Annotated in this window: 19 protein-coding genes; 4 read left to right on the top strand and 15 right to left on the bottom strand. The window is 73.4% G+C overall.

Features of this window, described 5'->3' with window-relative positions; genetic code table 11:
• The first annotated feature begins 37 nt into the window (after positions 1-37).
• Positions 38-964, top strand: a complete 927-nt coding sequence (locus LPC08_RS21440; RefSeq protein WP_230450261.1) for a LysR substrate-binding domain-containing protein — start codon at positions 38-40, stop codon at positions 962-964.
• On the opposite strand, the gene LPC08_RS21445 is transcribed toward LPC08_RS21440, so the two are convergent.
• The 6 genes from LPC08_RS21445 to LPC08_RS21470 form a co-directional block, all read right to left on the bottom strand.
• Positions 931-1,905 carry an MBL fold metallo-hydrolase gene (locus LPC08_RS21445; RefSeq protein ID WP_230450262.1) on the bottom strand — a complete coding sequence of 325 codons (975 nt, stop codon included), beginning with the start codon at positions 1,903-1,905 and terminating at the stop codon, positions 931-933. The genes LPC08_RS21440 and LPC08_RS21445 overlap by 34 nt on opposite strands.
• A gap of 521 nt (positions 1,906-2,426) precedes the next feature.
• A complete protein-coding gene (locus tag LPC08_RS21450) occupies positions 2,427-2,711 on the bottom strand; it encodes a hypothetical protein (protein ID WP_230450263.1) in 285 nt (94 codons plus the stop codon).
• 232 nt (positions 2,712-2,943) lie between these two features.
• A complete protein-coding gene (locus LPC08_RS21455) occupies positions 2,944-4,233 on the bottom strand; it encodes a class I SAM-dependent RNA methyltransferase (RefSeq protein ID WP_230450264.1) in 1,290 nt (429 codons plus the stop codon).
• Positions 4,230-4,664, bottom strand: coding sequence for a DUF2721 domain-containing protein (locus LPC08_RS21460; protein WP_230450265.1), 435 nt, complete (start codon positions 4,662-4,664; stop codon positions 4,230-4,232). Before LPC08_RS21460 ends, LPC08_RS21455 begins: the two co-directional genes overlap by 4 nt.
• 21 nt (positions 4,665-4,685) lie before the next feature.
• Entirely contained in the window at positions 4,686-5,888 is a 1,203-nt protein-coding gene (locus tag LPC08_RS21465; protein ID WP_230450266.1) for an acyl-CoA dehydrogenase, read from the bottom strand.
• A gap of 214 nt (positions 5,889-6,102) precedes the next feature.
• Complete coding sequence (locus tag LPC08_RS21470; RefSeq protein ID WP_441295847.1) at positions 6,103-7,872, bottom strand: DEAD/DEAH box helicase; 1,770 nt, start codon at positions 7,870-7,872, stop codon at positions 6,103-6,105.
• A gap of 720 nt (positions 7,873-8,592) precedes the next feature.
• On the opposite strand from LPC08_RS21470, the gene LPC08_RS21475 reads away from it, so the two are divergent.
• Positions 8,593-9,300: an alpha/beta fold hydrolase gene (locus LPC08_RS21475; RefSeq protein ID WP_230450267.1), complete on the top strand. Its 708-nt coding sequence runs from the start codon at positions 8,593-8,595 to the stop codon at positions 9,298-9,300.
• A 779-nt stretch (positions 9,301-10,079) separates the two neighbouring features.
• Here the strand turns inward: LPC08_RS21475 and LPC08_RS21480 are convergent.
• From LPC08_RS21480 to LPC08_RS21500, 5 genes are all read right to left on the bottom strand, one after another.
• The gene (locus tag LPC08_RS21480) at positions 10,080-10,841 is read right to left on the bottom strand and encodes an aspartate/glutamate racemase family protein (RefSeq protein WP_230450268.1); all 762 of its coding nucleotides are present in this window, start codon (positions 10,839-10,841) and stop codon (positions 10,080-10,082) included.
• Positions 10,838-12,121: an NAD(P)/FAD-dependent oxidoreductase gene (locus LPC08_RS21485; RefSeq protein ID WP_230450269.1), complete on the bottom strand. Its 1,284-nt coding sequence runs from the start codon at positions 12,119-12,121 to the stop codon at positions 10,838-10,840. The genes LPC08_RS21480 and LPC08_RS21485 overlap by 4 nt, the downstream gene beginning before the upstream one ends.
• A 283-nt stretch (positions 12,122-12,404) precedes the next feature.
• Positions 12,405-14,078 carry a thiamine pyrophosphate-binding protein gene (locus tag LPC08_RS21490; protein ID WP_230450270.1) on the bottom strand — a complete coding sequence of 558 codons (1,674 nt, stop codon included), beginning with the start codon at positions 14,076-14,078 and terminating at the stop codon, positions 12,405-12,407.
• Between the two features lie 22 nt (positions 14,079-14,100).
• The gene (locus tag LPC08_RS21495) at positions 14,101-15,051 is read right to left on the bottom strand and encodes an NAD(P)-dependent oxidoreductase (RefSeq protein WP_230450271.1); all 951 of its coding nucleotides are present in this window, start codon (positions 15,049-15,051) and stop codon (positions 14,101-14,103) included.
• Complete coding sequence (locus tag LPC08_RS21500; protein ID WP_255702289.1) at positions 15,048-15,821, bottom strand: GntR family transcriptional regulator; 774 nt, start codon at positions 15,819-15,821, stop codon at positions 15,048-15,050. Before LPC08_RS21500 ends, LPC08_RS21495 begins: the two co-directional genes overlap by 4 nt.
• Before the next feature lie 89 nt (positions 15,822-15,910).
• On the opposite strand from LPC08_RS21500, the gene LPC08_RS21505 reads away from it, so the two are divergent.
• Positions 15,911-17,200 carry a leucine-rich repeat-containing protein kinase family protein gene (locus LPC08_RS21505; protein WP_230450273.1) on the top strand — a complete coding sequence of 430 codons (1,290 nt, stop codon included), beginning with the start codon at positions 15,911-15,913 and terminating at the stop codon, positions 17,198-17,200.
• A 16-nt stretch (positions 17,201-17,216) separates the two neighbouring features.
• On the opposite strand, the gene LPC08_RS21510 is transcribed toward LPC08_RS21505, so the two are convergent.
• Together LPC08_RS21510 and LPC08_RS21515 are read right to left on the bottom strand one after the other, a co-directional pair.
• Positions 17,217-18,203: an SMP-30/gluconolactonase/LRE family protein gene (locus tag LPC08_RS21510; protein ID WP_230450274.1), complete on the bottom strand. Its 987-nt coding sequence runs from the start codon at positions 18,201-18,203 to the stop codon at positions 17,217-17,219.
• A 367-nt stretch (positions 18,204-18,570) separates the two neighbouring features.
• Positions 18,571-19,317: a maleate cis-trans isomerase family protein gene (locus LPC08_RS21515; RefSeq protein WP_230450275.1), complete on the bottom strand. Its 747-nt coding sequence runs from the start codon at positions 19,315-19,317 to the stop codon at positions 18,571-18,573.
• 245 nt (positions 19,318-19,562) lie between these two features.
• Here LPC08_RS21515 and LPC08_RS21520 point away from each other — a divergent pair, with 245 nt between their 5' ends.
• Positions 19,563-20,216 carry a TetR/AcrR family transcriptional regulator gene (locus tag LPC08_RS21520; protein ID WP_230450276.1) on the top strand — a complete coding sequence of 218 codons (654 nt, stop codon included), beginning with the start codon at positions 19,563-19,565 and terminating at the stop codon, positions 20,214-20,216.
• Here LPC08_RS21520 and galE read toward each other — a convergent pair.
• The gene (gene galE, locus LPC08_RS21525) at positions 20,198-21,241 is read right to left on the bottom strand and encodes a UDP-glucose 4-epimerase GalE (RefSeq protein WP_230450277.1); all 1,044 of its coding nucleotides are present in this window, start codon (positions 21,239-21,241) and stop codon (positions 20,198-20,200) included. The two genes, LPC08_RS21520 and galE, sit on opposite strands and share 19 nt — an antisense overlap.
• A 403-nt stretch (positions 21,242-21,644) precedes the next feature.
• Positions 21,645-22,655: a lipid A deacylase LpxR family protein gene (locus LPC08_RS21530; RefSeq protein WP_230450278.1), complete on the bottom strand. Its 1,011-nt coding sequence runs from the start codon at positions 22,653-22,655 to the stop codon at positions 21,645-21,647.
• Positions 22,656-22,661: the final 6 nt, after the last annotated feature.

Raw genomic sequence — 22,661 nt, forward strand, 5'->3', positions numbered from 1 at the left:
TCTGGCGTAATTCATCATGAAAACTTATCATTCCGCCATGGCTGCCCCGCGCTTCCGCTACTTCGTCGCCGCGGCGCGCGAGCTGCACATCGGCCGCGCCGCCGAGGCCCTGGGCATCGCCCAGCCCGCGCTGACGCAGCAGATCCAGGCCCTGGAGCGGGAGACGGGGGTGCGGCTGTTCCGCCGCGCCGGCCGTGGCATCGCCCTGACGGACGCGGGGGCCGCCTTCCTGCCGGAGGCCGTGGCGGCGCTGGAGCAGGAGGAGCGCGCGGTCCGCATCGCGCGCCGCGCCGCCCGTGGCGAGCTGGGGGTGCTGAACATCGGCTACGTCAGCACCGCCATGCTGGAGCCGGCCCTGCCCAGCCTGCTCCACCTCTGCCGCCGCCTCGTCCCGGAGGCGCAACTGCATCTCGAAGAAGCGCTGGTGGAGGCGCAGATCGCCGCCCTGGAGCAGCGCCGGCTGGACGTGGCCGTGCTGCGCGACGCCACAGCCGCGCTGCCGCCGGAGCTACGGCCCATCCCGCTGACCCGCAGCGCGTTGCTGGCGGCGGTGCCGCTCTCCCTGGCCGCGCGCCTGCCGCGCCCGGTGCCGCTGGCCGAGCTGGCGGAGGAGGGCTTCATCGCCCTGCGCGACCCCCACGGCATCGGCCTGGCGCACCGCGTCTGGACGCTCTGCACTCAGGCGGGCTTCGCCCCGCGCATCGGCCTGCGGGTGGACAGCGTCACCAGCGTCATCGGGCTGGTGGCCGCCGGCCTCGGCGTCAGCCTGGTGCCGGCGGGCCTCGCCCGGCTGGACATGCCGGGGGTGGAGTTGCTGCCCCTGGCGGAGGAAGCCTGGTCCGAGCTGGCGCTGGTGCACCGGCCCGCCGATGCCTCGCCCCTGAAGCTGCGGCTGCTGGGGCTGGTGGCCGGGGAGGGAAGGGCCCCGCGCTACACCACCCCCGACCAGGGCAGCGGCACGTAGCGGTAGCCCGTCCCGTCCTTCGCCACATGCGCCAGCCCGGGGAAGGGCCAGTGGTAGCCGGCGATGCGGAGACGCTCGGCGGCGGCCATGTCCAGCACGCGGCGCCGCGTCTCCTCCGCCTGCACCGGATCCATGTCGAAGATGGCGTGCCAGCCCGGGTTGCGGACGAAGAGCTCCGGCCGGTTGGTGATGTCGCCCAGGATCAGCAGGCTGTCCGCCCCCTCCGTCACGACGAAGGAGGAATGGCCCGGCGTATGCCCGTAGGTGGCGACGGAGCGGATCCCCGGCAGGATCTCCGCTCCCGGCTGGAACCGGCGGATCTTCCCATCATAGGCGGCGAAGCGGCGTCGGACGTTGGCGAAGGCGCCGCGCATGGCCTCCGGTGCGCGGGAGGCGGTGGCCTCGTCCATCCAGTAGGCCCATTCCGGCTCGGGGACGTACAGCTCGGCGGCGGGGTACAGCGCCGTGCCCGCGGCATCGGTCAGGCCGGTGATGTGGTCGCCGTGGAAATGCGTGAAGACGATGCGCGTCACCCGCGCCGGATCCAGCCCGGCCGCCCGCATGTTCTCCGCCAGCCGCCCGGCCGTGGCGCCGAGCTGGCCGCCGGTGCCGATGTCGAAGGCCGTGATCCCCTCCGGGGTCTCCAGCACCGGAACGGTATAGGAGATATCCAGGTGCTCGACCGGCAGAAAGGCGTCGCGCAGGGCGGCCGAAACCTGGTCCGCCGTGGCATTGCGGACGAACCCCTCGGTCGGGCTGGGGCGACGGCCATATCCGTCGCTGAGCGAGCAGAGCGTCCACGCGCCGATCCGCGTGCGGTAGAAGCCGGGGGCCTGCCGCCCGGAGGCCGGTGCAGGCTGGGCCAGCCCCGGCCGCGCGGCCAGGGAAAGCAGGGCCGGCGCGGCGAGGCCCGCGGCCATCAGGTGGCGACGCTTCGTCATGCGATGGGCTTCCCTCTCCCCGTTCCCGGCCCGCGCGATCCGGTCGGCCCGGTGCCAGGGAGATGGCCCGCCCCGCCGGCCGGTCCAGACCCGGCCGCTTCACACCGCATCGCGATGGCCTGACCGGTCGTGCTGTGGTGTTCCGGCGGCGGGCCGGGAGGGGACGCCGTCCCCTCCCAGACCCTCCCCTGCCGGGGCCACAAGCGGGCCCCGGTCCCCGCTGGGAGTCTGGTGCTTCATGGCTGCCGTCAGCCTGCGGGCTGAACCCTGACGGAGCGCGGACAGGCGGGACTCTGAAGAAAGCTTTCAGAGGGCGTCAGCGAGTGCGGCGGCCGGTCCCGCCGAGGAGCATGGCTCCTCGGCGCCGCGACCCCGTCGCAGTCATCCGCGCGGCAGCGCCCACCGGGTCCAGGGCCCGCAGGGTCCTGGCGGAGTGGGGGTACGGGGGCGAGGCAGCGCCTTGCCCCCGGGGAACCGGCACCCCCCACGCCACCACGGACCAACGCATCGCACTGTCCGTATCAGCCGAGCGCGCGCAGGTCCTCCAGCCGGACCGTCCCCTTGGCGTCGGTGAAGCGGGGCGCGCCGCCGGACGCCTGCGACACGCCGCTGATGGCGTGCTCGCCGCTGTCGTAGAGGGTGACACGCCCCTCCTGCTCCACCGCGAGGCGGCGCTTCTCCGGGAAGAAGGCGTACCGCATGCCGTTCTGCCCGCCGCTGGAGGATGGCTCGCCAAGCTCCTTCGGCCACCATGCCTCGTTGCCGTGCATCGGGCGCATCGGCTTCATCGGTTCCATGGGCTTCATGGGCTTCATGGGCTTCATCGGTTCCACGCGGCTTCTCCCGTAGCGCAGGGCCGCCCGTCCGGGTCGCCCCTGGCGAAGGAACGCCGCGGGCGGGGTGGCGCTGCGTCCTGGCGGATGGGGTATGGCCGCCGGCGGCCAGGGCGCCGCCTTCCGGGACTTCCGGACCTTCCGGGGCAGAGCCCGTCCGGGACCCGCTGGTGGCCCCCCGGGGGAGGCGGCATAGCGGCGCGGGTCAGCCGCGCGCCAGCACCGCCACTGCCTCGACATGCGGCGACCAGAGGAACTGGTCCACCGGCGTCGCGGCCAGCACGCGCCAGCCGGACCGGGCGAACAGGGCGGCGTCGCGCGACAGCGCCCCGGGGTTGCAGGAGATATAGACCACCCGCGAGACCGCGCTGCGCGCCAGCAGCGCCGACTGCTCCGGGGCGCCGGCATAGGGCGGGTCCAGCACCACGGCGGCGTAGGCCGCCAGCTCGGGCGGGGCCAGGGGCTGGCGGGCAAGGTCGCGCCGCTTCGCCGCCACCCTCGCCTGGGCCTTGTTCGCCCCGGCGGCCAGCGCGGCCACCGCCTCCGCCGCGCCCTCGAAGGCCTCCACCCGGGCCAGGGCGGCGAGCGGCAGGGACAGGGTGCCGAGCCCGGCATAGAGGTCGGCGATCCGCGCCTTCGGCGGTCGCTTCGCGGGCAGGCCGGCCAGAACGGCGGCGGCGATCGCCGCCTCGCCTTCCGGCGTCGCCTGGAGGAAGGCGCCGGGGGCCGGGGCCACCGCCACGCCCCCCAGGGTCAGCGACACGCTGCCATTCTGAGCGGCCGTCTCCGCCGGCCCGTCCTTCAGGGCCCAGGCGATGCGCGGCAGGCCCTGGGCCGCGCCGAACTCCGCCAGCACCCGCCGGTCGGCGGCATCCAGCGGCGCATCCGTGCGCAGCAGCAGGTCCGGTCCGGTGTCGAGCAGGTTGACCACCGCCGAACCCTCGCGCCGGAAGGCCCGCAGCCGCGGCAGCAGCGCGCGCAGCGGCGCCACCAGGGCGAAGAGGCGCGGGTGCAGGACGTGGCATTCCCGCATGTCCACCACCGGGGCGCCGCCCCCGGACGCGCCACGGGCGTGGAAGCCGATCAGCGGCGCCGCCGCGCCCTGCCGGATCGCCAGGTCGGCGCGCCGCCGGCTGCGGGGCGGGCTCACCGCCGCCTCGCCCACCGGGGCATCGCGGAAGCCGGCGCGGGAGAGCGCCTCCACCACCCGCCCGCGCTTCCAGGCGCGATAGGGCTCCGGCGCCCAGTGCTGCAGGGCGCAGCCGCCGCAGGTGCCGAAATGGGCGCAGGGCGCGGCCACCCGGTCCGGGCTGGGGGCGAGGATCGCCTCCGCCTCGGCCAGGACCAGCGGGCCGCGCCGTCCGGTCGCGTGGGCGCGGACGCGCTCGCCGGGCAGGGTGAAGGGCAGGACGGCGGCATCGCCGCCGGGCCAGGATGCGAGACCGTCGCCGCCGGAGCCGATCCGGTCGACCGTCACCTCGATGGCGTCGCTCAATCGTCCTCGCGCGGCAGGTAGCGGGCGGTCAGGCGGACCTCCTCCAGGAAGAAGCCGAGCCCCACCATCAGGGCGAGCAGGGCCAGCACCAGGATCGCCCCCAGCACGAAGCCGGTGCGCAGGCCGAAGAAGGGCCCGGCGAAGGAGATGACGATCAGGGCGCAGATCAGCAGCGCCGCGACGACGCAGGCGGTGATGGCCCGGTGCGCCGCCCGGGCGCGCCGGGCGAGCTGCTGGCGCTCGCCGGACATGGCCGCGGCGCCGGCGCGGATGGCGCGTTCCCGGTCGATCACCCGGCCAAGCCGGGCGGAGAGCATGTTCAGCGCGCCCATCAGCGCGGTCAGCAGGAAGGCGGGCGCGATGGCGGCCTGCATGATCGCGCGGATCTCGAACACGTCCCCCGCGCGGGAGAAATCGAGGAGGGTCCCCATCGCGCCGCCCTTCGACGGCCCTCAGCCGCCGAAGGCGTTCAGCCCCGTCTGGGCGCGGCCGAGGATCAGCGCATGGACGTCGTGCGTGCCCTCGTAGGTATTCACGGTCTCCAGGTTCATGGCGTGGCGGATCACGTGGTACTCGTCCACGATGCCGTTGCCGCCGTGCATGTCGCGGGCCATGCGGGCGATGTCGAGCGCCTTGCCGCAGTTGTTGCGCTTGATCAGGGAGATCATCTCCGGCGCCGCCTTGTGCTCGTCGAACAGCCGGCCGACGCGCAGCGCGGCCTGGAGGCCCAGCGTGATCTCCGTCTGCATGTCGGCGAGCTTCTTCTGGATCAGCTGGGTCTGCGCCAGCGGCCGGCCGAACATGATGCGGTTCATCGTGTAGTCGCGGGCGCGGTGCCAGCAATCCTCGGCCGCCCCCAGCACGCCCCAGGAGATGCCGTAGCGGGCGCGGTTGAGGCAGGAGAAGGGGCCGGCGAGCGACTTCACGCCCGGCAGGCGGTTCTCCTCCGGCACGAAGACCTCGTCCATCATGATCATGCCGGTGACGGAGGCGCGGAGGCTGAACTTGCCCTCGATCTTGGGCGCGGTGAGGCCCTTCATCCCCTTCTCCAGGATGAAGCCGCGCAGCACCCCCTCGTCATCCTTGGCCCAGACCACGAAGACATCGGCGATGGGGGAATTGCTGATCCAGGTCTTGGAGCCGGAGACGAGGTAGCCGCCCTCGACCTTCTTCGCGCGGGTGCGCATGGAATTGGGATCGGAGCCGGCATCGGGCTCGGTCAGGCCGAAGCAGCCGACCCACTCGCCGCTGCGCAGCCTCGGCAGGTACTTCTCCTTCTGCGCCTCCGAGCCGAAGGCATGGATGGGGTACATCACCAGCGAGGACTGCACCGAGAAGGCGGAGCGGTAGCCGCTGTCCACCCGTTCCACCTCGCGCGCGATCAGCCCGTAGGAGACGTAGCCGACGCCGGCGCAGCCATAGCCCTCCAGCGTCGCGCCCAGGAAGCCCTGCTCGCCGAACTCGTTCATGATCGCGCGGTCGAAGTGCTCGCGGCGGTTCGCCTCCAGGATGCGTGGCGCCAGCCGGTCCTGGCAGAAGGCGCGGGCGGCGTCGCGGATCATCCGCTCCTCCTCCGTCAGCTGCTCCTCCAGCAGCAGCGGGTCGTCCCACTGGAAGGTCGGACGCGTCGCCTTGACGGGGGTGACGGAATTCATCGGGCGTCTCCTGGCTGGTCCGGCGGGACGGAGGCGCGGCCCGGCCGGTCGCGGCGACGTCCCGCGCAGGATCGCGGGTGGCGGGGCCCGGGGCCCCGCAGGGGCGGGATGGTGGCCCCGGCCCGTCCGGGGGGCAAGCCGCCCAGGAGCAGGGTCCCCGGGGGGCCGGGTTCCGACGCCGCCGTCGCGGACGGCCACGCCGTCCGGGCGGCGATCAGGCCGCCTCGGCGTCCTCCGCCGTCCGGCGCGGGCGGGGGATGGGGATCAGCATGAAGGCCGGGATGCTGTCCCCGAAGCCGCGTACCGGCGGGCCCAGGTCGTCGCGGTCGCGGCCGTCGCGGCGCGGCCGGTCCTCGTGGCGCGGGCGCTCCTCGTGGCGGGAGGACCCCTCGTGCCGGCGGGGACGGGCCTCCTCGTGGCGGGGCGGACGGCCCTCGCGCACGGGGATGTCCTGCGCCTCCTCGCGGCGGGGCGCCTCGGCCCGGCGGGGTTCGTCACGGCGGGGCTCGTCACGGCGGGCCTCCTCGCGGCGAGGCTCGTCACGGCGACGGCCGGCCCGCTCGTCCGGGCGCGGCCCGACGCGGACATGGCCGCGCCCGCCGCGGTCCCGCCCGCCGTCGCGGCCACGCTCGCCACCCTCGCGGCGACCGCGGCCGCCACGCGGGCTGTGCGCCGCCGCCTCCATCTCTCCCGCCTCGACGCCCTCGATGCCGTCGACCTCCATGCGCGGGATCGGCATGCCCGTCAGCTTCTCCACCGCCGCCAGCAGCTTGGCGTCGTCGGGGGTGCAGATGGTGTAGGCATGGCCCTCGCGCCCCGCCCGGCCGGTGCGGCCGATGCGGTGGACGTAGTCCTCGGCATGGAAGGGCACGTCGAAGTTGAAGACGTGGGACAGGCCGCCGATGTCGAGGCCGCGCGCCGCCACGTCCGAGCAGACGAGGAGCTGCAATTCGCCCGCCTTGAACTTGTTCAGCGTCGCGAAGCGGCTGGGCTGGTCCATGTCACCATGCAACGCGCCCACCGAGAAGCCGTGCTTCTGCAAGGACTTGTAGAGGATGTCCACGTCGCGCTTGCGGTTGCAGAAGATCAGCGCGTTGTGCACCGCCTCGCGCCGCAGCAGCTTGCGCAACGCCTCGCGCTTGGCGTGCGGCTGGGTGAGGATCAGGCCGGTGGTGATGGTGGAGGCGACCGTCGCGGGGCGCGAGACGGTGATCTCCTTCGGGTTCTGCAGGAAGGCATCGGCCAGCCTGCGGATCTCGGGCGCCATGGTGGCGGAGAAGAACAGCGTCTGGCGCAGCGGCGGCAGCATGGAGACGATGCGCTCGACATCGGGGATGAAGCCCATGTCCAGCATGCGGTCCGCCTCGTCGATGACGAGGATCTTGCAGTCCGCCAGCAGGATGCGGCCGCGCTCGAACAGGTCCAGCAGCCGGCCCGGCGTGGCGATCAGCACGTCCACGCCCTTCTCCAGCACGGCCCGCTGGTCGCCCATGCTCTCGCCGCCGATCAGCAGCGCATGCTCCAGGTTCAGGTGCTTGCCGTACTTCACGAAGTTCTCGGCGACCTGCAGCGCCAGCTCGCGCGTCGGCTCCAGGATCAGGCTGCGCGGCATGCGCGCCTTGGCCCGGCTGCCGGCCAGGATCTCCAGCATCGGCAGGGTGAAGCCCGCCGTCTTGCCCGTGCCGGTCTGGGCACAGCCGAGCACGTCGCGGCCCATCAGCACGACCGGGATGGCCTGCTCCTGGATCGGCGTCGGCGTGACGTAGCCGGCATCGGCCAGGGCCTGGAGGATCGGCTCGGAAAGGCCCAGGGAGTCGAAGCCGGGAAGGGGCTCGGGGTCGGGCGCCTCCTCCTCCTCGGAGGTGGCACCCTCCGGCAGCTCCGCCGCGGCGCCGTCGGAGGCCAGGGCCCCCGCCTCGGCCGGGGGGGCGTCGGGCGGAGAGGCGGCCTCCGGGGCCAGGGCCTCGGCCGGCTCGTCCGGCAGGTGGCCGGCAGCCTCGGCGGCGAAGGCGCCCAGCTCGGCCGCGGTCGAGCCCGGGACATCGTGCAGGGGCGGGCGGGGCTCGATCGCGCTACCCTCGGGCGGCACGTCGACATTCGGGACCGCCGCGTCGGTGTAGAACTGCTCCGGCCGCTCCTCCGTCGTCTCCTCGGCGGGGCGCTCCGGCTCGGCCGGCACGGTGTCCTCGCGCTCCGGATCGGGCGCGACCTCGGGGATGGTCTCGTCCGGCGTGGTGCCGGGGGCCTGGTCCCCGGAGAACTGGTTCTGGATGTGTTCGGCGGTCTTCGCCACGGGGGCGTCGGGACGCGGGTCGGTCAAGACGGGTCGGTTCCTGCGGCGCCCGGCGCATGCGCCGGGCTGGTTGTGCCGCGGCCTCTCCGCGGCTGTCCTCTTCTCTGTCCCGAGGGCGCGTGGCCCGCCCGGCGGCGGTGCGCTGTTCATCGCGGGCAGGCGATCGCAGCAGGACGGCCAGGGCCGCGCGAGCGCCCCGGGGACGCCCCGCATATGCGGGAGGAAGCCCATGAAAGCAAGGTTTTCCGCAGCCGGGGGCGGGTTTGCCGCTCCCCGGACAGGGCGGCAGCCATGCGTGGGACGCCGGCATCGCGGCCGGCGGGCCCTGGCGGGCCGGCCCTGGCCGGCGGCAGGCCTGCCCCCGCCGCCCCGGCATACCGCGCCTCCGCGATCCGGATTATCGCTATGCCCATGACCGAGCGAACCCCGCTGCTGCTCCTGCCCGGCCTGCTCTGCGACGCACGGCTGTGGCGCGACCAGGTCACCAGCCTCGCCGACATCGCCGAGGCCACCGTCGCCGACCTGACGCTCGACGAAAGCGTCGCGGCCATGGCGCGGCGGACCCTGGCCGCCGCCCCGCCGCGCTTCGCCCTGGCCGGGCTTTCCATGGGCGGCTATGTCGCCTTCGAGATCCTGCGGCAGGCGCCGGAGCGGGTGCTGCGCCTGGCGCTGTTCGACACCTCCGCCCGGCCGGACACGGCGGAGCAGTCACGCCGCCGCCGTGGGCTGATGACGCTGACCCGCTCGGGCCAGTTCCGCGGCGTCACCCCGCGGCTGCTCCCACACCTGCTGCATCCCGACAACCTGCAGGGGCCGCTGGGGCAGGAGGTCCTGGACATGGCGGCCCGGGTCGGCCGCGACGCCTTCCTGCGACAGCAGAGCGCCATCCTGGCCCGGCCGGACTCCCGGCCGCTGCTGCCCGGCCTGGCCATGCCCACCCTGGTGGCGGTCGGCGCCGAGGACCAGCTGACGCCGCCCGCGCTGGCCGAGGAAATGGCCGCCGGCATCCCGGGCGCCACCCTGCACACCTTTCCCGGCTGCGGCCACCTGCCGGTGATGGAAGCGCCCGAGATGGCCAACCGCCTGCTGCGGGACTGGCTGACAGCACCCGGCCCCTGAGGACAGGCGAGGTCGCCGATGCCGGCGGCCCGCACCTGCAGACGCCTCTGATGCCTGCTTGGCGCCCTGTCCCTCCGCACGCCCTGCCGGTCCGGTCCGCAGGCCGACGGCCACCGCAGGAGCCGGTATTCCCGCCGAGGCCCGGGGAATCCCCCCGTCCGCATGATGCTGACGGCAGGATGTCGTGACCTGTCGTGCTGTGGTGTTCCTGCGGTGGACCGGGCGGGGACGCCGTCCCCTCCCAGACCCTCCCCTGCCGGGGCCACAAGCGGGCCCCGGACCCCGCTGGGAGTCTGACGCTTCCGGTGGGCGTCAGCCTGCGGGCTGAACCCTGACGAAGCGCGGACAGGCGGGACTCTGAAGAAGCTTCAGAGAGCGTCAGCGAGGGCGGCGACCGTACCCGCCGAGGAGCCATGCTCCTCGGCGCCTCGACCCCGTATTCGGCTGTCCTGCGGCAGCGCTGATCGGGTCCAGGGCCCGCAGGGTCCTGGCGGAGTGGGGGTACGGGGGCGAGGCAGAGCCTTGCCCCCGGGGGAACGGGCACACCCCACGCCGGCACGGATCAAGGGACATCCTGCCGTCCGTATCAGTCCACCTGCGCGCCACATCGGCTTCATGGGCCCGGCGGAGGCTTCGGGGCCCGGATCGGCGGCCGGGGTGATGCCCTGTCCGTGTGGGCGTCTTGTGGAGCGCCGCCCTGGGAGTGAGCGTCCTTCAGACGAGGCACGAAAGCCGCGGTGGCGACGGCGTGAAGCCGGCGGGCCGGCCCACCCGCCCGTTCACGCTGGAAGGGCGAAGTCGCGCGGGCGCAGGCCGGCGTGGAAGTAGGTGATCATCGAGTAGATGTCGTAGACGGGCCGCCCCGTGGCGCGCTGCACCGCTGCCGCGTAGGGCGGCATGTTGGTGCATTCCAGCACGATGGCCCCGACCTCCGGGTGGCGGGCGACCAGGCGCCGGGCCGCCTCCACCACGTCCTGCTCGGCGAGGTCGATGTCCATGTCGTCCTTCTCTGCCTTGATGAGCACGCGGAAGAACTCCTGGCCGCTTTCCGTGCCCTCCATCGGGATGTCCAGCGGCACGCCCACCGCCTCCAGGTGGCGCGGCGTCAGCGAGCCGCCGGAGACGGTGACGAGGCCGACGCGCTGGCCGGGCGGCAGCATGGCCTGCACCCAGGGCACCTGCATCAGGCTGGAGGTCGCGACGGGCACGCCGGCATGCGCCGCGATCTCCCGCTGGAACAGGGAGAGGAAGCCGCAATTGGTGGTGATGGCCTCGGCGCCCTGCGCGACGAGGTCCTTGGCCGCGTCGAGGAAATCGCCCAGCAGGCCGTTGGCGCCGTTCAGCACCACCTTCTCCGGGCTGGCCCCGCGCACGACGCGGTAGAGCACGGGAAAGGGCCAGGTGGTGCCGTTGCCCATGTCGCCGAAGATGCGCGGGAAGCGCGCCTCCAGCATCAGGATGCCCAGGGGGACGCCGTAGAGCGCCTTGCCGCCGCGCGCGACTCCCCGCTTTGCGACGGGGAGGATGGGGGTGCTGGTCATCGGGAGCCTCCACGGAAGCGGCGGGCGGAGAAGGGATCCACGGGAATCTCGGCCGGCTGGCCGGAGAGCAGCTGCGCCACCAGCCGCCCGGTGCGCGGCCCGGCCACCAGCCCGACATGGCCGTGGCCGAAGGCGTGGATCACGTCCGGGCTGGCGCTCGACCGTCCCAGCACCGGCAGGCCGTCCGGGGTGGAGGGACGATGCCCCATCCAGAAGGACACGCGTTCGGCCGGGAACGGCTGCGGCAGGGACGGGAAGCTCTTCAGCAGGTGGTCGCGCAGGATCTCCGCGCGCTTCCAGTTGGGCGGCGCGTCCAGGCCGGCGATCTCCACCTGCCCCGCCGCGCGCAGCCCGTCGCGCATCGGGTTCACCACCATCTTCGCGGCCGACAGGCTCATCGAATGCACCGGCCCGTGCTGCTGCGTGTCCTTCAGCATGACGTGATAGCCGCGCTCGCTCTCCAGCGGCACGGCATCGCCCGCCTGCCGCGCCAGCCCCTTCGACCGCGCGCCGCAGCAGATCACTGCTGCGTCGCAGTCGAGCGACGAGCCATCCGCCAGCGCCACGCCGCGCAGCACCGCGCCCTCCAGCCGCAGCCCCGTCGCCGCCACGGGGCGCAGGACGGCACCCCGCGCCTGGGCCAGCCGCACCAGCGCCGCGACGTAGTCGCCGGGCGCGAGGCAGCGCCCCGCCTCCTCCACCAGCACGCCGAAGGCATAGGCGGGGTCCAGGTTCGGCTCCGCCGTGCGCAGCGCTTCGCCCTCCAGCTCCGTCCAGCCGATGCCGACCGCGCGGCGGATGCGCCAGCCCATCGCCTCGGCCTCGAAGCCCGCGCGCGAGGTAAAGGCGTGCATCACGCCGCGCCGCTCGATCAGCGCCGCGACCCCGGCCTCCTGCGCCAGCGCCGCGTGCAGCTCGCGCGACTCCACCAGCAGCGGCCGCAGCGCCTGGGCGATGCGCAGCAACCTCGCCTCGCTGGACCCGGCGGCGATGTAGCGCAGCAGCCAGGGCAGGGCCCGCGGGAAGTGGGACCAGCGGATCGCCAGCGGCCCCAGCGGATCGGCCAGGAAGCCCGGCACCTTCCGCCACAGCCCCGGCACGCTGGGCGGCAGCACGGAATGCGAGGACAGCCAGCCGGCATTGCCGAAGCTCGCCGCCTGCTCCCCGCCCGGCGGGCCCGGCTCCAGGATCGTCACCCGGTGCCCGGCGCGCAGCAGCTCGATGGCCGAGGCCGCGCCCGCGATGCCGGCGCCCAGGACGGCGACGTGGCGGGGGGTCATGCGGCGTGGTCCGGCGTGGCCCGGGGGAGGCGCCGCCTCCCCCGATACCCCCAACCCCGGGGGCGGGCCGGCCCCCGGACCCCGGCGAGAGCCTGGCGCTGCGTGGCGGCCGTCAGGCCGGCATCATGGAAGGCCATAGGCGCGGAGGCCGCCGTCGCCGGGGAGCATGGCTCCCCGGCGTGCCGACGCGTCTGTGAACGGGGGTCCAGGGGCTCTGCTCCTGGCGGAGAGGGGGTATCGGGGGAGAGGCAGAGCCTTTCCCCCGGGCCACGAACGCAGCCGCTCAAACCGGCTGCCCCTCCGGCATGTCGCGGCCGACGGAGCGGGCGCGGGGGTCGAGGAAGCAGTGCAGGATGGCCGGCTTGCCGGAGGCACGCGCCCGCTCGAAGGCGGGGGCGAACTCCGCCGTCGCGCGCACCGTCTCACCATGGCCGCCGAAGGCGCGGGCATAGGCGGCGAAGTCCGGGTTGCGCAGGCGGGTGGCGGAGATGCGGCCGGGGTATTCGCGTTCCTGGTGCATGCGGATGGTGCCGTACATGCCGTTGTCGATGACGACGATCACCAGCGGGATGTCGTGCTGCACGGCGGTGGCGAAATCCTGGCCGGTCATCAGGAAATCCCCGTCGCCGGCGATGGCCAGGGCCAGGCCGCCCGGCTTCAGCCACTGCGCCATGATCGCCGCCGGCACGCCATAGCCCATGGAACCGGAGGTGGGGGCGAGCTGGGTGCCGAGCCGGCTGAACCGCCAGTGCCGGTGCATCCAGCCGGCGAAGTTGCCGGCGCCGTTGCACAGCACTGTGTCGGGCGGAAGGGTCTCGTTCAGCCAGCGCATCACCTCGCCGAACTGGAACTCGCCCGGCAGGGTGCGGGTGGTGCCGGACCAGTCGAGATAGGCGGCGTGCACCGCCTCGGTCGCGCTCGCCCAGGCGGCCGTGCCCTTGGGCGACAGGCCGGCCAGGGCGGGGGTGAAGCTGCGCGGCGCGGCCTGGATGGCGAGGGTGGGCACATAGACCCGGCCCAGCTCCTCGGCGCCCGGATGCACATGCACCAGGGCCTGCTTCGGCACGGGGATGTCGAGCAGCGTGTAGGAGCCCGAGGGCATCTCCGACATGCGGCCGCCGACCAGCAGCAGCAGGTCCGCTTCCTTCACCATGGCCAGCAGCTTCGGCGAGGGGCCGATGCCCAGGTCGCCGACATAGCAGGGGTGGTCCCAGCGGAAGCGGTCGGCGCGGCGGAAGGAGGTGCAGACCGGCAGCGACCAGCGGGAGGCGAACTCCGCCATGGCGTCCACCGCCGCCGCATCCCAGCCGGAGCCGCCGAGGATGGCGAGCGGGCGCCGCGCCGTCTCCAGCATCGCGCCCAGCCGCGCGATATCGGCCGGCGCCGGCGAGGCCACGGCGGGGGTGACGCGGGGCGCATCGGCCACCGTCGCCATCGCCGTCAGCATGTCCTCCGGCAGGGCGATCACCACGGGGCCGGGGCGGCCCTGCATGGCGACGTGGAAGGCGCGCGAGACGAGTTCGGGGATACGCTCGGGCGTGTCGATCTCCACCGCCCATTTGCACATGGTGCCGAAGACGGCGCGGTAGTCGAGCTCCTGGAAGGCCTCGCGCTCGCGCATCTCCACGGCGATCTGTCCGACGAAGAGGATCATCGGCGTGGAATCCTGCATCGCCACATGCACCCCGGCGGAGGCGTTGGTCGCCCCCGGCCCGCGCGTGACGAAGCAGATGCCCGGCCGCCCGGTCAGCTTGCCGTAGGCTTCCGCCATCATCGCCGCCCCGCCCTCGAAGCGGCAGGTCAACACGTCGATGCCGCTGTCGTGCAGCGCGTCGAGCACGGCGAGGTAGCTCTCGCCGGGCACGCAGGTGACGCGGTCCACGCCCTGGGCGCGGAGCTGGTCCACCAGGATCTGGCCGCCGGTTCTGGCGTTGGCGTTGCTCTTGGCGTTGCTCATGGCGTTTCCCTCTTTGCCCTGCTCAGCCGGCGATGCGGCGGCAATGGTTCAGCGCCGCCTCCAGCAGGTTGTCCGTCGCCTCCGGCGTGCGGAAGGCGGAATGGGCGGCGAGGGTCGCGTTCTCGACCTTCGACAGGGCATGCCCGGCCGGCAGCGGCTCCTCGGCATAGACATCCAGGCCGATGTGGCGCAGCGCACCGCTCTCCGCCGCCGCCGCCAGCGCCGCCTCGTCGGTGATGGCGCCGCGCGCGGTGTTGATGAAGATGGCGCCCGGCCGGATCGCCGCGATCCGCTCCGCCGAGAGGAAGCCGCGCGTCTCGTCGTTCAGCAGCAGGTGCAGGGAGACGACGTGGCTCTGCGCCAGCAGCGTGTCGAGGTCGGTGAACTCCACGCCCGGGACCTCGCGCGGGGTGCGGTTCCAGGCGAGCACGCGCATGCCGACGCCGCGGCAGAGCCGCGCCATCTCCGCCCCGATGCCGCCGAAGCCGATCAGCCCGACCGTCTTGCCGGTCAGCTCCATGCCCTCCGTGCGGCGCCACTCGCCGATGCGGATGCCGCGGTCCATGGAAGCCAGGCCCTTGGCGGCGGCCCACATCAGGGCGAAGGCCATCTCCGCCACCGCGGTGTCGCCATAGCCCTTGATGATATGGACCTCGACGCCGCACTCGGCCGCCAGCTCCTCCGGGTTCATGTAGCTGCGCGCGCCCGTGCCGAGGAAGACCACGTGCTTCAGCCCGGCGCAGCGCTTCGCCACCTCGGTGGGCAGATAGGTGTGGTCGATGATGGCGATCTCCGCGCCACCCAGCACCTCCGGCAGGCTGTCCGGCTTCACATCGGGGTCGCGGTGGATGTGCAGGGGGATATCGGTGTCGCGGTGCAGGCGCTCGGCGACCTCGGCCAGGCCCGGTCCGGCATCCACGAAGACGGCGCGCATGGGGTGTCCTTTTTCGGCGGGGATTTCGGCGTCGGTCATGCGACCTTCGGCACGGCCTGCTCGGCCGCGTTCTTCGGCATGGCCTGCTCGGCCGCGTTTTTCGGCATGGCCTGCTCGGCCATGGCATTCCCGGTGTAGATCTCGGCGAAGCCGGTGCGAATCATCTCGCTGATCTGGTCCAGCCGGCGGGCGATGTGGGATTGCAGCAGCGCGGCCGCGGCATCGGCCTCGCGCGCGCGCAGGTGATGCAGGATGCGCAGGTGCTCCCGCTGCGTCGTGGCGCGGCGGCCGTTCTGCATGTCGATCCAGCGGATGAAGCGGATCCGCTCGTTCAGCGAACGCAGGGCGCGCAGCACCTCGTCGTTGCGAGACAGCCGCGCCAGTTCCTCGTGGAACCGCTCGTCCAGGGAGAGGAGGCGCAGGGAATGGGCATCGTCGTCGGGCTCGTCGCGGCTGCGCGCGGCGAAGGCGGCCAGCTCCGCCAGCTCGGCATCCGAGGCGCGCTCGCAGGCCAGGCGCAGCGCCCCCACCTCGAGGATGGCGCGGTAGTCGTAGAGGGTGAGGACCCGCTGCGGGTCCAGGGGCAGCATCGTGTAGCCGCGGTTCGCCGTGGCGGCCAGGAAGCCCTCCGCCGCCAGCCGGTTCAGCGCCTCGCGCAGGGGCGTGCGGCTGACGCCGAGCTGGCGGGCCAGCTCCACCTCGTTGATGCGTTCCGAAGGCCGCAGCCGGTAGGCCACGGCCATGGCCTTCACCTGGTCGTAGACCCGGTCTGCGGATCGCGGCGACGGAAGGTCGGGATCGGAGGGCATTGGTACGCACAACTGTATGCAGAACTGCGCACGTATCAAGGCGTCATTCCCGGCTTCCCTTCCGCCCCCGGCCGGGACAAAGCCGGGCGATGAGCACCGATACCTTGCAGGCCCTGCGCCGGGGCGACCTGACCGGGGTGCGCGAGCTGCGCCTGAGCGGCCTGGGCCTCACCGAGCTGCCGCCCGAGATCCTGGGCCTGGCGGAGACGCTCGAGGTGCTGGACCTGGGGCACAACGCACTGACCTGCCTGCCCCCCGACTTCGCCCGGCTGAAGCGGCTGCGGGTGCTGTTCTGTTCCGGCAACCGCTTCGACCGGCTGCCGTCGGTGCTGGGGGACTGCCCGGCGCTCAGCCAGGTCGGCTTCCGCGGCACCGGGATGCGGGAGGTCCCGGGCGAGGCGCTGCCGCCGGCGCTGCGCTGGCTGATCCTGACCGACAACGCCATCGCCAGGCTACCCGCCTCCCTGGGCGAGCGGCCGGCGCTGCAGAAGCTGATGCTGGCGGGCAACCACCTGTCGGAGCTGCCCTCCAGCCTGGCGGGGTCGGCGCAGCTCGAACTCCTCCGCCTCTCGGTGAACCGCTTCCGGCGGCTGCCGCCCTGGCTGGGGGAGCTGCCCCGCCTGGCCTGGCTGGCCTGGGGCGCCAATCCGCTGGACCGGGGGATTCCGCCACCGGCCGCGCCCCGGGCCGCGTGGCCCGACCTGGCCCTGGGGCTCATGCTGGGGGAGGGCACCTCCGGCCGGGTGCATCATGCGCTGTGGCACGGGCGGCCGGTCGCGCTGAAGCTGTTCAAGGGCGGCATGACCAGCGACGGGCTGCCGGAGCGCGAGATGGCCGCCTGCCTCGCCGCCGGGGAACACCCGCACCTGTCCGGCGGGCTGGCGCGGCTCGGTGGCCATCCGGAGGGGGTGGAGGGCCTGCTGATGCCCCTGCTGCCGGAGGGCTGGCGCGTCCTCGCCGGCCCGCCCAGCCTGGAGAGCTGCTCGCGCGACGTCTACGACCCGGCGCTGCGCCTCGCGCCCGCGACCCTCCTCCGCCTCGTGCGGGGCATCGCCGCCGCGGCCGCGCACCTGCACGCGCGCGGCCTGCTGCATGGCGACCTCTATGCCCACAACATCCTGTGGGACGGCGGCGACGGACAGGCGGTGCTGAGCGATTTCGGCGCGGCCAGCCACCTGCCGCAGGGTGCCGAGGGCGGCGCGCTGCGGCGGCTGGAGGTCCGGGCCTGGGGCCTGCTCCTGGGCGAGCTGCTGGACCGTTGCGAGAACGCCCCGGCCTGGCTGCGCTTGCTGGAGCATCGCTGCGTGCAGCCGGACACGGCGGCGCGGCCCGGCATGGCCGAGGTGGCGGCGGCGCTGGAGCGGGCGGCGCCCGGCTAGGCCGCGACCGGCCGCGCTACCCGCCCGCGCAGCCGCGCGTGTGCACGAAGACGCTGTAGAGCGAGCGGGAACCCGCCATGAACAGGCGGTTGCGGTGCCGGCCGCCGAAGGCGACGTTGGCGGCCCGTTCCGGCAGGTCGATCTGGCCGATCGGGGCGCCCGCGCTGTTGAAGACGCGCACCCCGTCCATCCCTTCGCCCATGCCCCAGCCGCACCACAGGTTGCCCGCCTCGTCCAGGCGGAAGCCGTCGGGCGTCTCGCCCGGCGCCGTGGTGATGAAGGGGCGGGGTTCCCCCAGCGTGCCGTCGCCGCGCACGGCGCAGGCCACGATGCGACGCGGCTCGGCACGGGATTCGACGATGTAGAGCAGGCTCTCGTCCGGGCTGAAGGCGAGGCCGTTGGGGGCGTTGATGCCCTCCGCCACCACGGCCAGGGTGCCGCGCGCGGGATCGGCGCGGTAGACGGCCATCGGGCGCTCGGATTCAGCCGTGTCGCCCTCGTAGTCGCCGAGGATGCCGAAGAGCGGGTCGGTGAACCAGATCGTGCCGTCCGACTTCACCACCACGTCGTTGGGCGAGTTCAGCCGCCGGCCCTCGTGCCCGTCGGCGATGACGGTGATCCGCCCGTCATGCTCGGTCCGGGTGACGCGGCGGGCGCCGTGCTCGCAGGTGACCAGCCGGCCCTCGCGGTCGCGGGTGTTGCCGTTCGCGAAGTTGGACGGGCGGCGGAAGACCGTGACGCCCCCCGTCTCCTCGTCCCAGCGCAGGATGCGGTTGTTGGGGATGTCGGACCACAGCAGGCAGCGGTGCGCGCCGAACCAGACCGGCCCCTCGCCCCAGCGCGTGCCGCCCGCCAGCTTCTCGACGCCGGCATTCATCAGGCGGTAGCGGTCGAAGGACGGGTCCAGGGAGCGGATCCGCCGGTCGGGATATCGCGGGCTGGACTCCCAGGGAGTCTCGTTCCTGGGCGTCCGGTTGGGGTCGCCGTCGCTGGCACCGGTCACGGCCATCTCCTCCTGCAGCGGGGGCGGAGGCTGCCATGCGGGCCGGTGTGGCGCCATGCGCCCGGCGCAGCCGATCCGGGGTAGCAGGTCCGGGGCAACCGGGTCCGGGGCGTCACGTTGCTCCATCACCCTCGTATGGAGACACGACCCATGAAAGGCATCCTTGCCTGGCTGATCGGCATTCCGATCCCGATCATCATCCTGCTCTACTTGTTCGGCGTCCTCTGACGCCCGGCCGGCAAGGGTCCCAGCCCCTTGCTGGTTCAACGCACGCGGAAGGCGGCGAGGCCCTCGCACCCTGCTGTGCCCCGCCGTACCGCGAAGGAAGGCCGCATCCCCCAGGCCGGCAAGACCCGGCGGCCCTCTGTCACGCGCAGCCGGCCAGGAGGCTTCCCCAGCCAGTGGGGCGATCGGTGATGCCGGCCAGTTCCAGCCCTGCGAGGATTCCCAGCGCCGTCGCGTCCCAGAGCGGCATGCCGAAGCGCCGCTCGACCAGCTCCGCCAGGGGCGCGGCCGGGTAGTTGGTGCACCAGGCCAGGATGGCGTCCGGTCTGGCCTGTCGGACCCGCTCGACCTGCCCGAGGATCGTGTCGTAGGGGACGGAGGCATAGGAGAGGTTGTCGGTCATCCCGAGACCGCTTTCCGACACGATCTCCAGCCCTTCCGCTGCCAGCCGCTGCACCAGCCGGGCCTGGGCCGCCTCCGTATAGGGCGTGATCAGTCCCAGGCGGCGGCACCCGGTCGATTCGACGAGGGCCATCAGCCGCAAGGCCGAAGTGGTGGCCGGGATGCCCGTCCGCTCGGTGATCGCCGCCGCCAGGGCCCGGTCATGGTCCAGGCCGATGGCCATGCCCTTGCTGCCGTTCCAGACGATCGCCTGTGGCGCGGCGTCGGACAGCAACTCCGCCGCCTGCAGCATCCCCTCGAGGTTGTGGCGATCCGGAAACGGGTCCCGGGAGCCGCGGACGGGGGTGCGGGCGAACAGCGCCGCCGCCCCGGGCAGGTCCCGCAGCATGGCCTGGGTGGTCCGTTCCACGACGGTGTTGCCGGACGGGGTGATGGTGGCGATCAGGCGGGGGGCCGGGGGCAGCAGGACGCCAGGGTCGGGGATCATGCGCCCAGGCTAGCGCGCCCCCGGCCTGGCGGGCCATGCCCGCGCCCGCTTCCGCGGCGGCAGGCCTGGCCCCCCTGGGGCAGCCGGGCGTCGCGGCGGCCAGACGGCGGGGCGCGAAGGCCGCGCGGCATGTCTGGACAGATGGCGTCTCCCGGTTCACTCGGGGCAGGCCGTGCCTGAGCCCCATCGCGGGCCGGCAGGCAGGGGAGACCGGAGGCACCTTGGCGGACGTGGCAGGAGAGGCGATGCCGGAAGACGAGGCGGGCGGTGCGCCGCGCGCCCGCACCCGCGATCCCGAGCAGACGCGTCGCGACATCCTGGATGCCGCCACGGCCGAGTTCGCCGACAAGGGGCTGAGCGGCGCCCGCGTGGATGAGATCGCCGCCCGCACCCGCACCACCAAGCGGATGATCTACTACTACTTCGGCGGCAAGGAGCAGCTCTACGCCGCCGTGCTGGAGGAGATGTACGGCGGCATCCGTGCCACCGAGCGCGGCCTGCAGCTGGAGGAGCTGGCACCGGTGGAGGCGATGCGGCGCATGGTCGAAGTGACCTTCGACTACCACGCCGCGCATCCGGAATTCGTGCGCCTCGTCTCTGTCGAGAACATCCACGGCGGCCGGCATGTCGCCGACCATCCCGGCATCGTCCGCCGCAACGACGCGCTGGTGGGGCTGATCCGCAATCTGCTCGACCGCGGCGAGGCCGAGGGGGTGTTCCGGCCGGGCGTCGATCCAGTGGACCTGCACCTGCTGATCAGCGCCTTCTGCTTCCATCGGGTGGCCAACCGCCACACCTTCGGCCTGATCTTCAACCGCGACCTGCACTCCCCCGAATCCACCGCCGCGCACCGGCGCATGATCGTCGAGGCAGTGCTGCGCTACCTCCGCCCGGAATAGGCGAGGCTTTCCGTCACCCCGGCGGAGGCGCTGGACGCCTCGGACGCCGCGAGCATCTGCCGCTCCCAGGCCAGGGCGGAGGAGACGATCAGGTCCAGGTCGTCCCGCTGCGGCACCCAGCCGAGCCGGTCGCGGATGCGCGCAACCTGGGCCACCAGCTCCGGCGGGTCCCCGGGCCGGCGGCCCCCCATGCGGACCGGGATCTCCGCGTTGAAGGCCCGCTGCACCGCGGCCAGGACCTGGTTCACCGAGTAGCCGCGCCCGTAGCCGCAGTTGAGCGTCAGGCTCTCGCCGCCGGCGAGCAGATGGCCCAGCGCGGCGACGTGCGCCTCCGCCAGGTCGGTCACATGGACGTAGTCGCGCACCCCCGTCCCATCGGGCGTCGGGTAGTCGCCGCCATAGACCTCCACCACCGGGCGGATGCCCAGCGCGGCCTCGCAGGCGACCTTGATGATGTGCGTGGCGTTCTTCGTACGCTGCCCGGCGCGCCCCTGCGGATCGGCGCCGGCGACGTTGAAGTAGCGCAGCACGGCATAGCCCAGCCCGTGCGCCTGCGCGGCATCGGCGATCAGCCGCTCCGCCGCCAGCTTGCTGGCGCCATAGGGGTTGATCGGCCGGGTCGGCGTGTCCTCGGCCACCGGCACGGTCTCCGGGATCCCGTAGACGGCGGCGGTGGAGGAGAAGACCACGTGCCGCACCCCGGCGGCGGCGCAGCCCTCCAGCATGCCCAGGACGCCGCCGACATTGTTGCGCCAGTAGAGGAGCGGCTTCTTCACGCTTTCCGGCACGATCAGCGAGGCGGCGAAGTGCATCACCGCCTGGGCCCCGTGCTCCCGCAGCGTGCGCCCGACCAGGGCGGCATCGGCCACGTCGCCCTGGATTAGCGGCACGCCGGGCGGCACCGCCTCCCGCAGGCCGGACGAGAGATTGTCCAGGACGACCACCTCGTATCCCGCGTCCAGCAGGGCCAGGGTGGCGTGGCTGCCGATGTAGCCGGCGCCCCCGGTGACGAGGATCTTGCTCATGCCGCCTCCGGACCGGAACGGGTGGGAGCGGGTCGAGGGGGCCTGCCCGGGGTACGGACGGGGCGGAGGCGTGGCGGCAGGGGTAGCGTCCTTCTGCGCATAGGGCCCGTCGGGGCAACGGTTCGCGGGGGCGAACCTACAACACAACGGTGACGGGCGTGAGATAAAGCGACCACAGGGCCGAATTGCGGCAGCGGCCGCACCCTCGCCTGCTCCCTCCCCGGGCCCGATCCCCCCCGGCTGCCCGCTTCCGGGGCAGGTGGGCGGAAAGCGAGGGCGCCCTGGCGGACATGGACCGGCCGGCCAGGGCCGTCGCGCGGCCGCGCCCCGGAACGGGTGCGGGGCCCTCCTCGACCGGACAGGCAGCGCCTTTCCTGCCGCCGGGCCGTCGCGGCGGCCCTTGTCAGAAGCGGAAGGAGAGGTTGATCGAGCCGAAGGACTGGATGCCGCGCTGGCCGTAGAATTCCTCGGAGCGGATGACCTGGGTGTAGGCGAGGCGCATGCCGCGCCACACCCCGGCGATGCCGAGTTGGAGGTCCCCGACCAGCGGGCGCTTGTCCACGCTCGGCCCGTCGCGCCAGGTGTTGCCGTCGAGGAAGATGTCCCGCGCCACCGCGCGCCCCTCCAGCCCGACATAGGCGTACCAGCCGAAATCCTGTCGCGGCTGGAAGAAGCCCGAGCCGGCGAGGGCGGGGCGGATTCGCGTCGGGCCCCAATCCGTCTCCAGCGCGGTGCCGATTCTCAGCACGGCGCCGGCCGAGGCATAGGTGGAGGCGTTGCCGAGGGAGACGGCGACCTCCGGGATGATCTCCGTCGGAATGCCGTAGAGCGGCTGTTGCGGCAGGCGCCAGCGGCGCTCCGCCAGCACGTCCAGCACGAACTCGTCCTTGAGCTGGTGGTCCCAGCCGCGCGAGACCTCGATGCCCAGGAAGCGGTGCCAGTTGTTCTGCACCTGCTCGCCCAGGGCGGAGGGGCCGACCACGCCGGCCTGGACCTCGAACAGGGTCTGCTGCGCCACGGTCCCCCGGCTGAGGGTGAAGGCGCCGTAGAGGTGGCCGGCATAGGGCCGGTCGTTCGGGTCGGGGACGTAATAGGCGGTGTGCTGCGGCGTGTAGATGTTCTGGCCGAGCGAGAGGCCCCAGCGCGGCGCGCCCTCGCCCAGCAGCCAGCCCATATTGCGGTTCGCCCAGTCCACCGGCTGCGGTAGCGCGCCGGAGGGCCGCCAGGTGGCCAGCAGCCCGTTGGTGTAGTGGCGGTCGGAGCCGCCGCCGAACAGGTCGTTCTCGACCGTCAGGCTGACCGTGTCCGCCGGCTCGGGCGGATAGGCCGGTGCCGCGGCGGGTGGCTGCTGGGCCAGCGCTGGCGTGGCGGCGATCACGAGCAGGACGGCCGCTCGGAGGCCGGTTCCGGACATGGGCGG

This window comes from Roseomonas sp. OT10 (genome assembly GCF_020991085.1).
Classification (GTDB): Bacteria; Pseudomonadota; Alphaproteobacteria; order Acetobacterales; family Acetobacteraceae; genus Roseomonas; species Roseomonas cutis.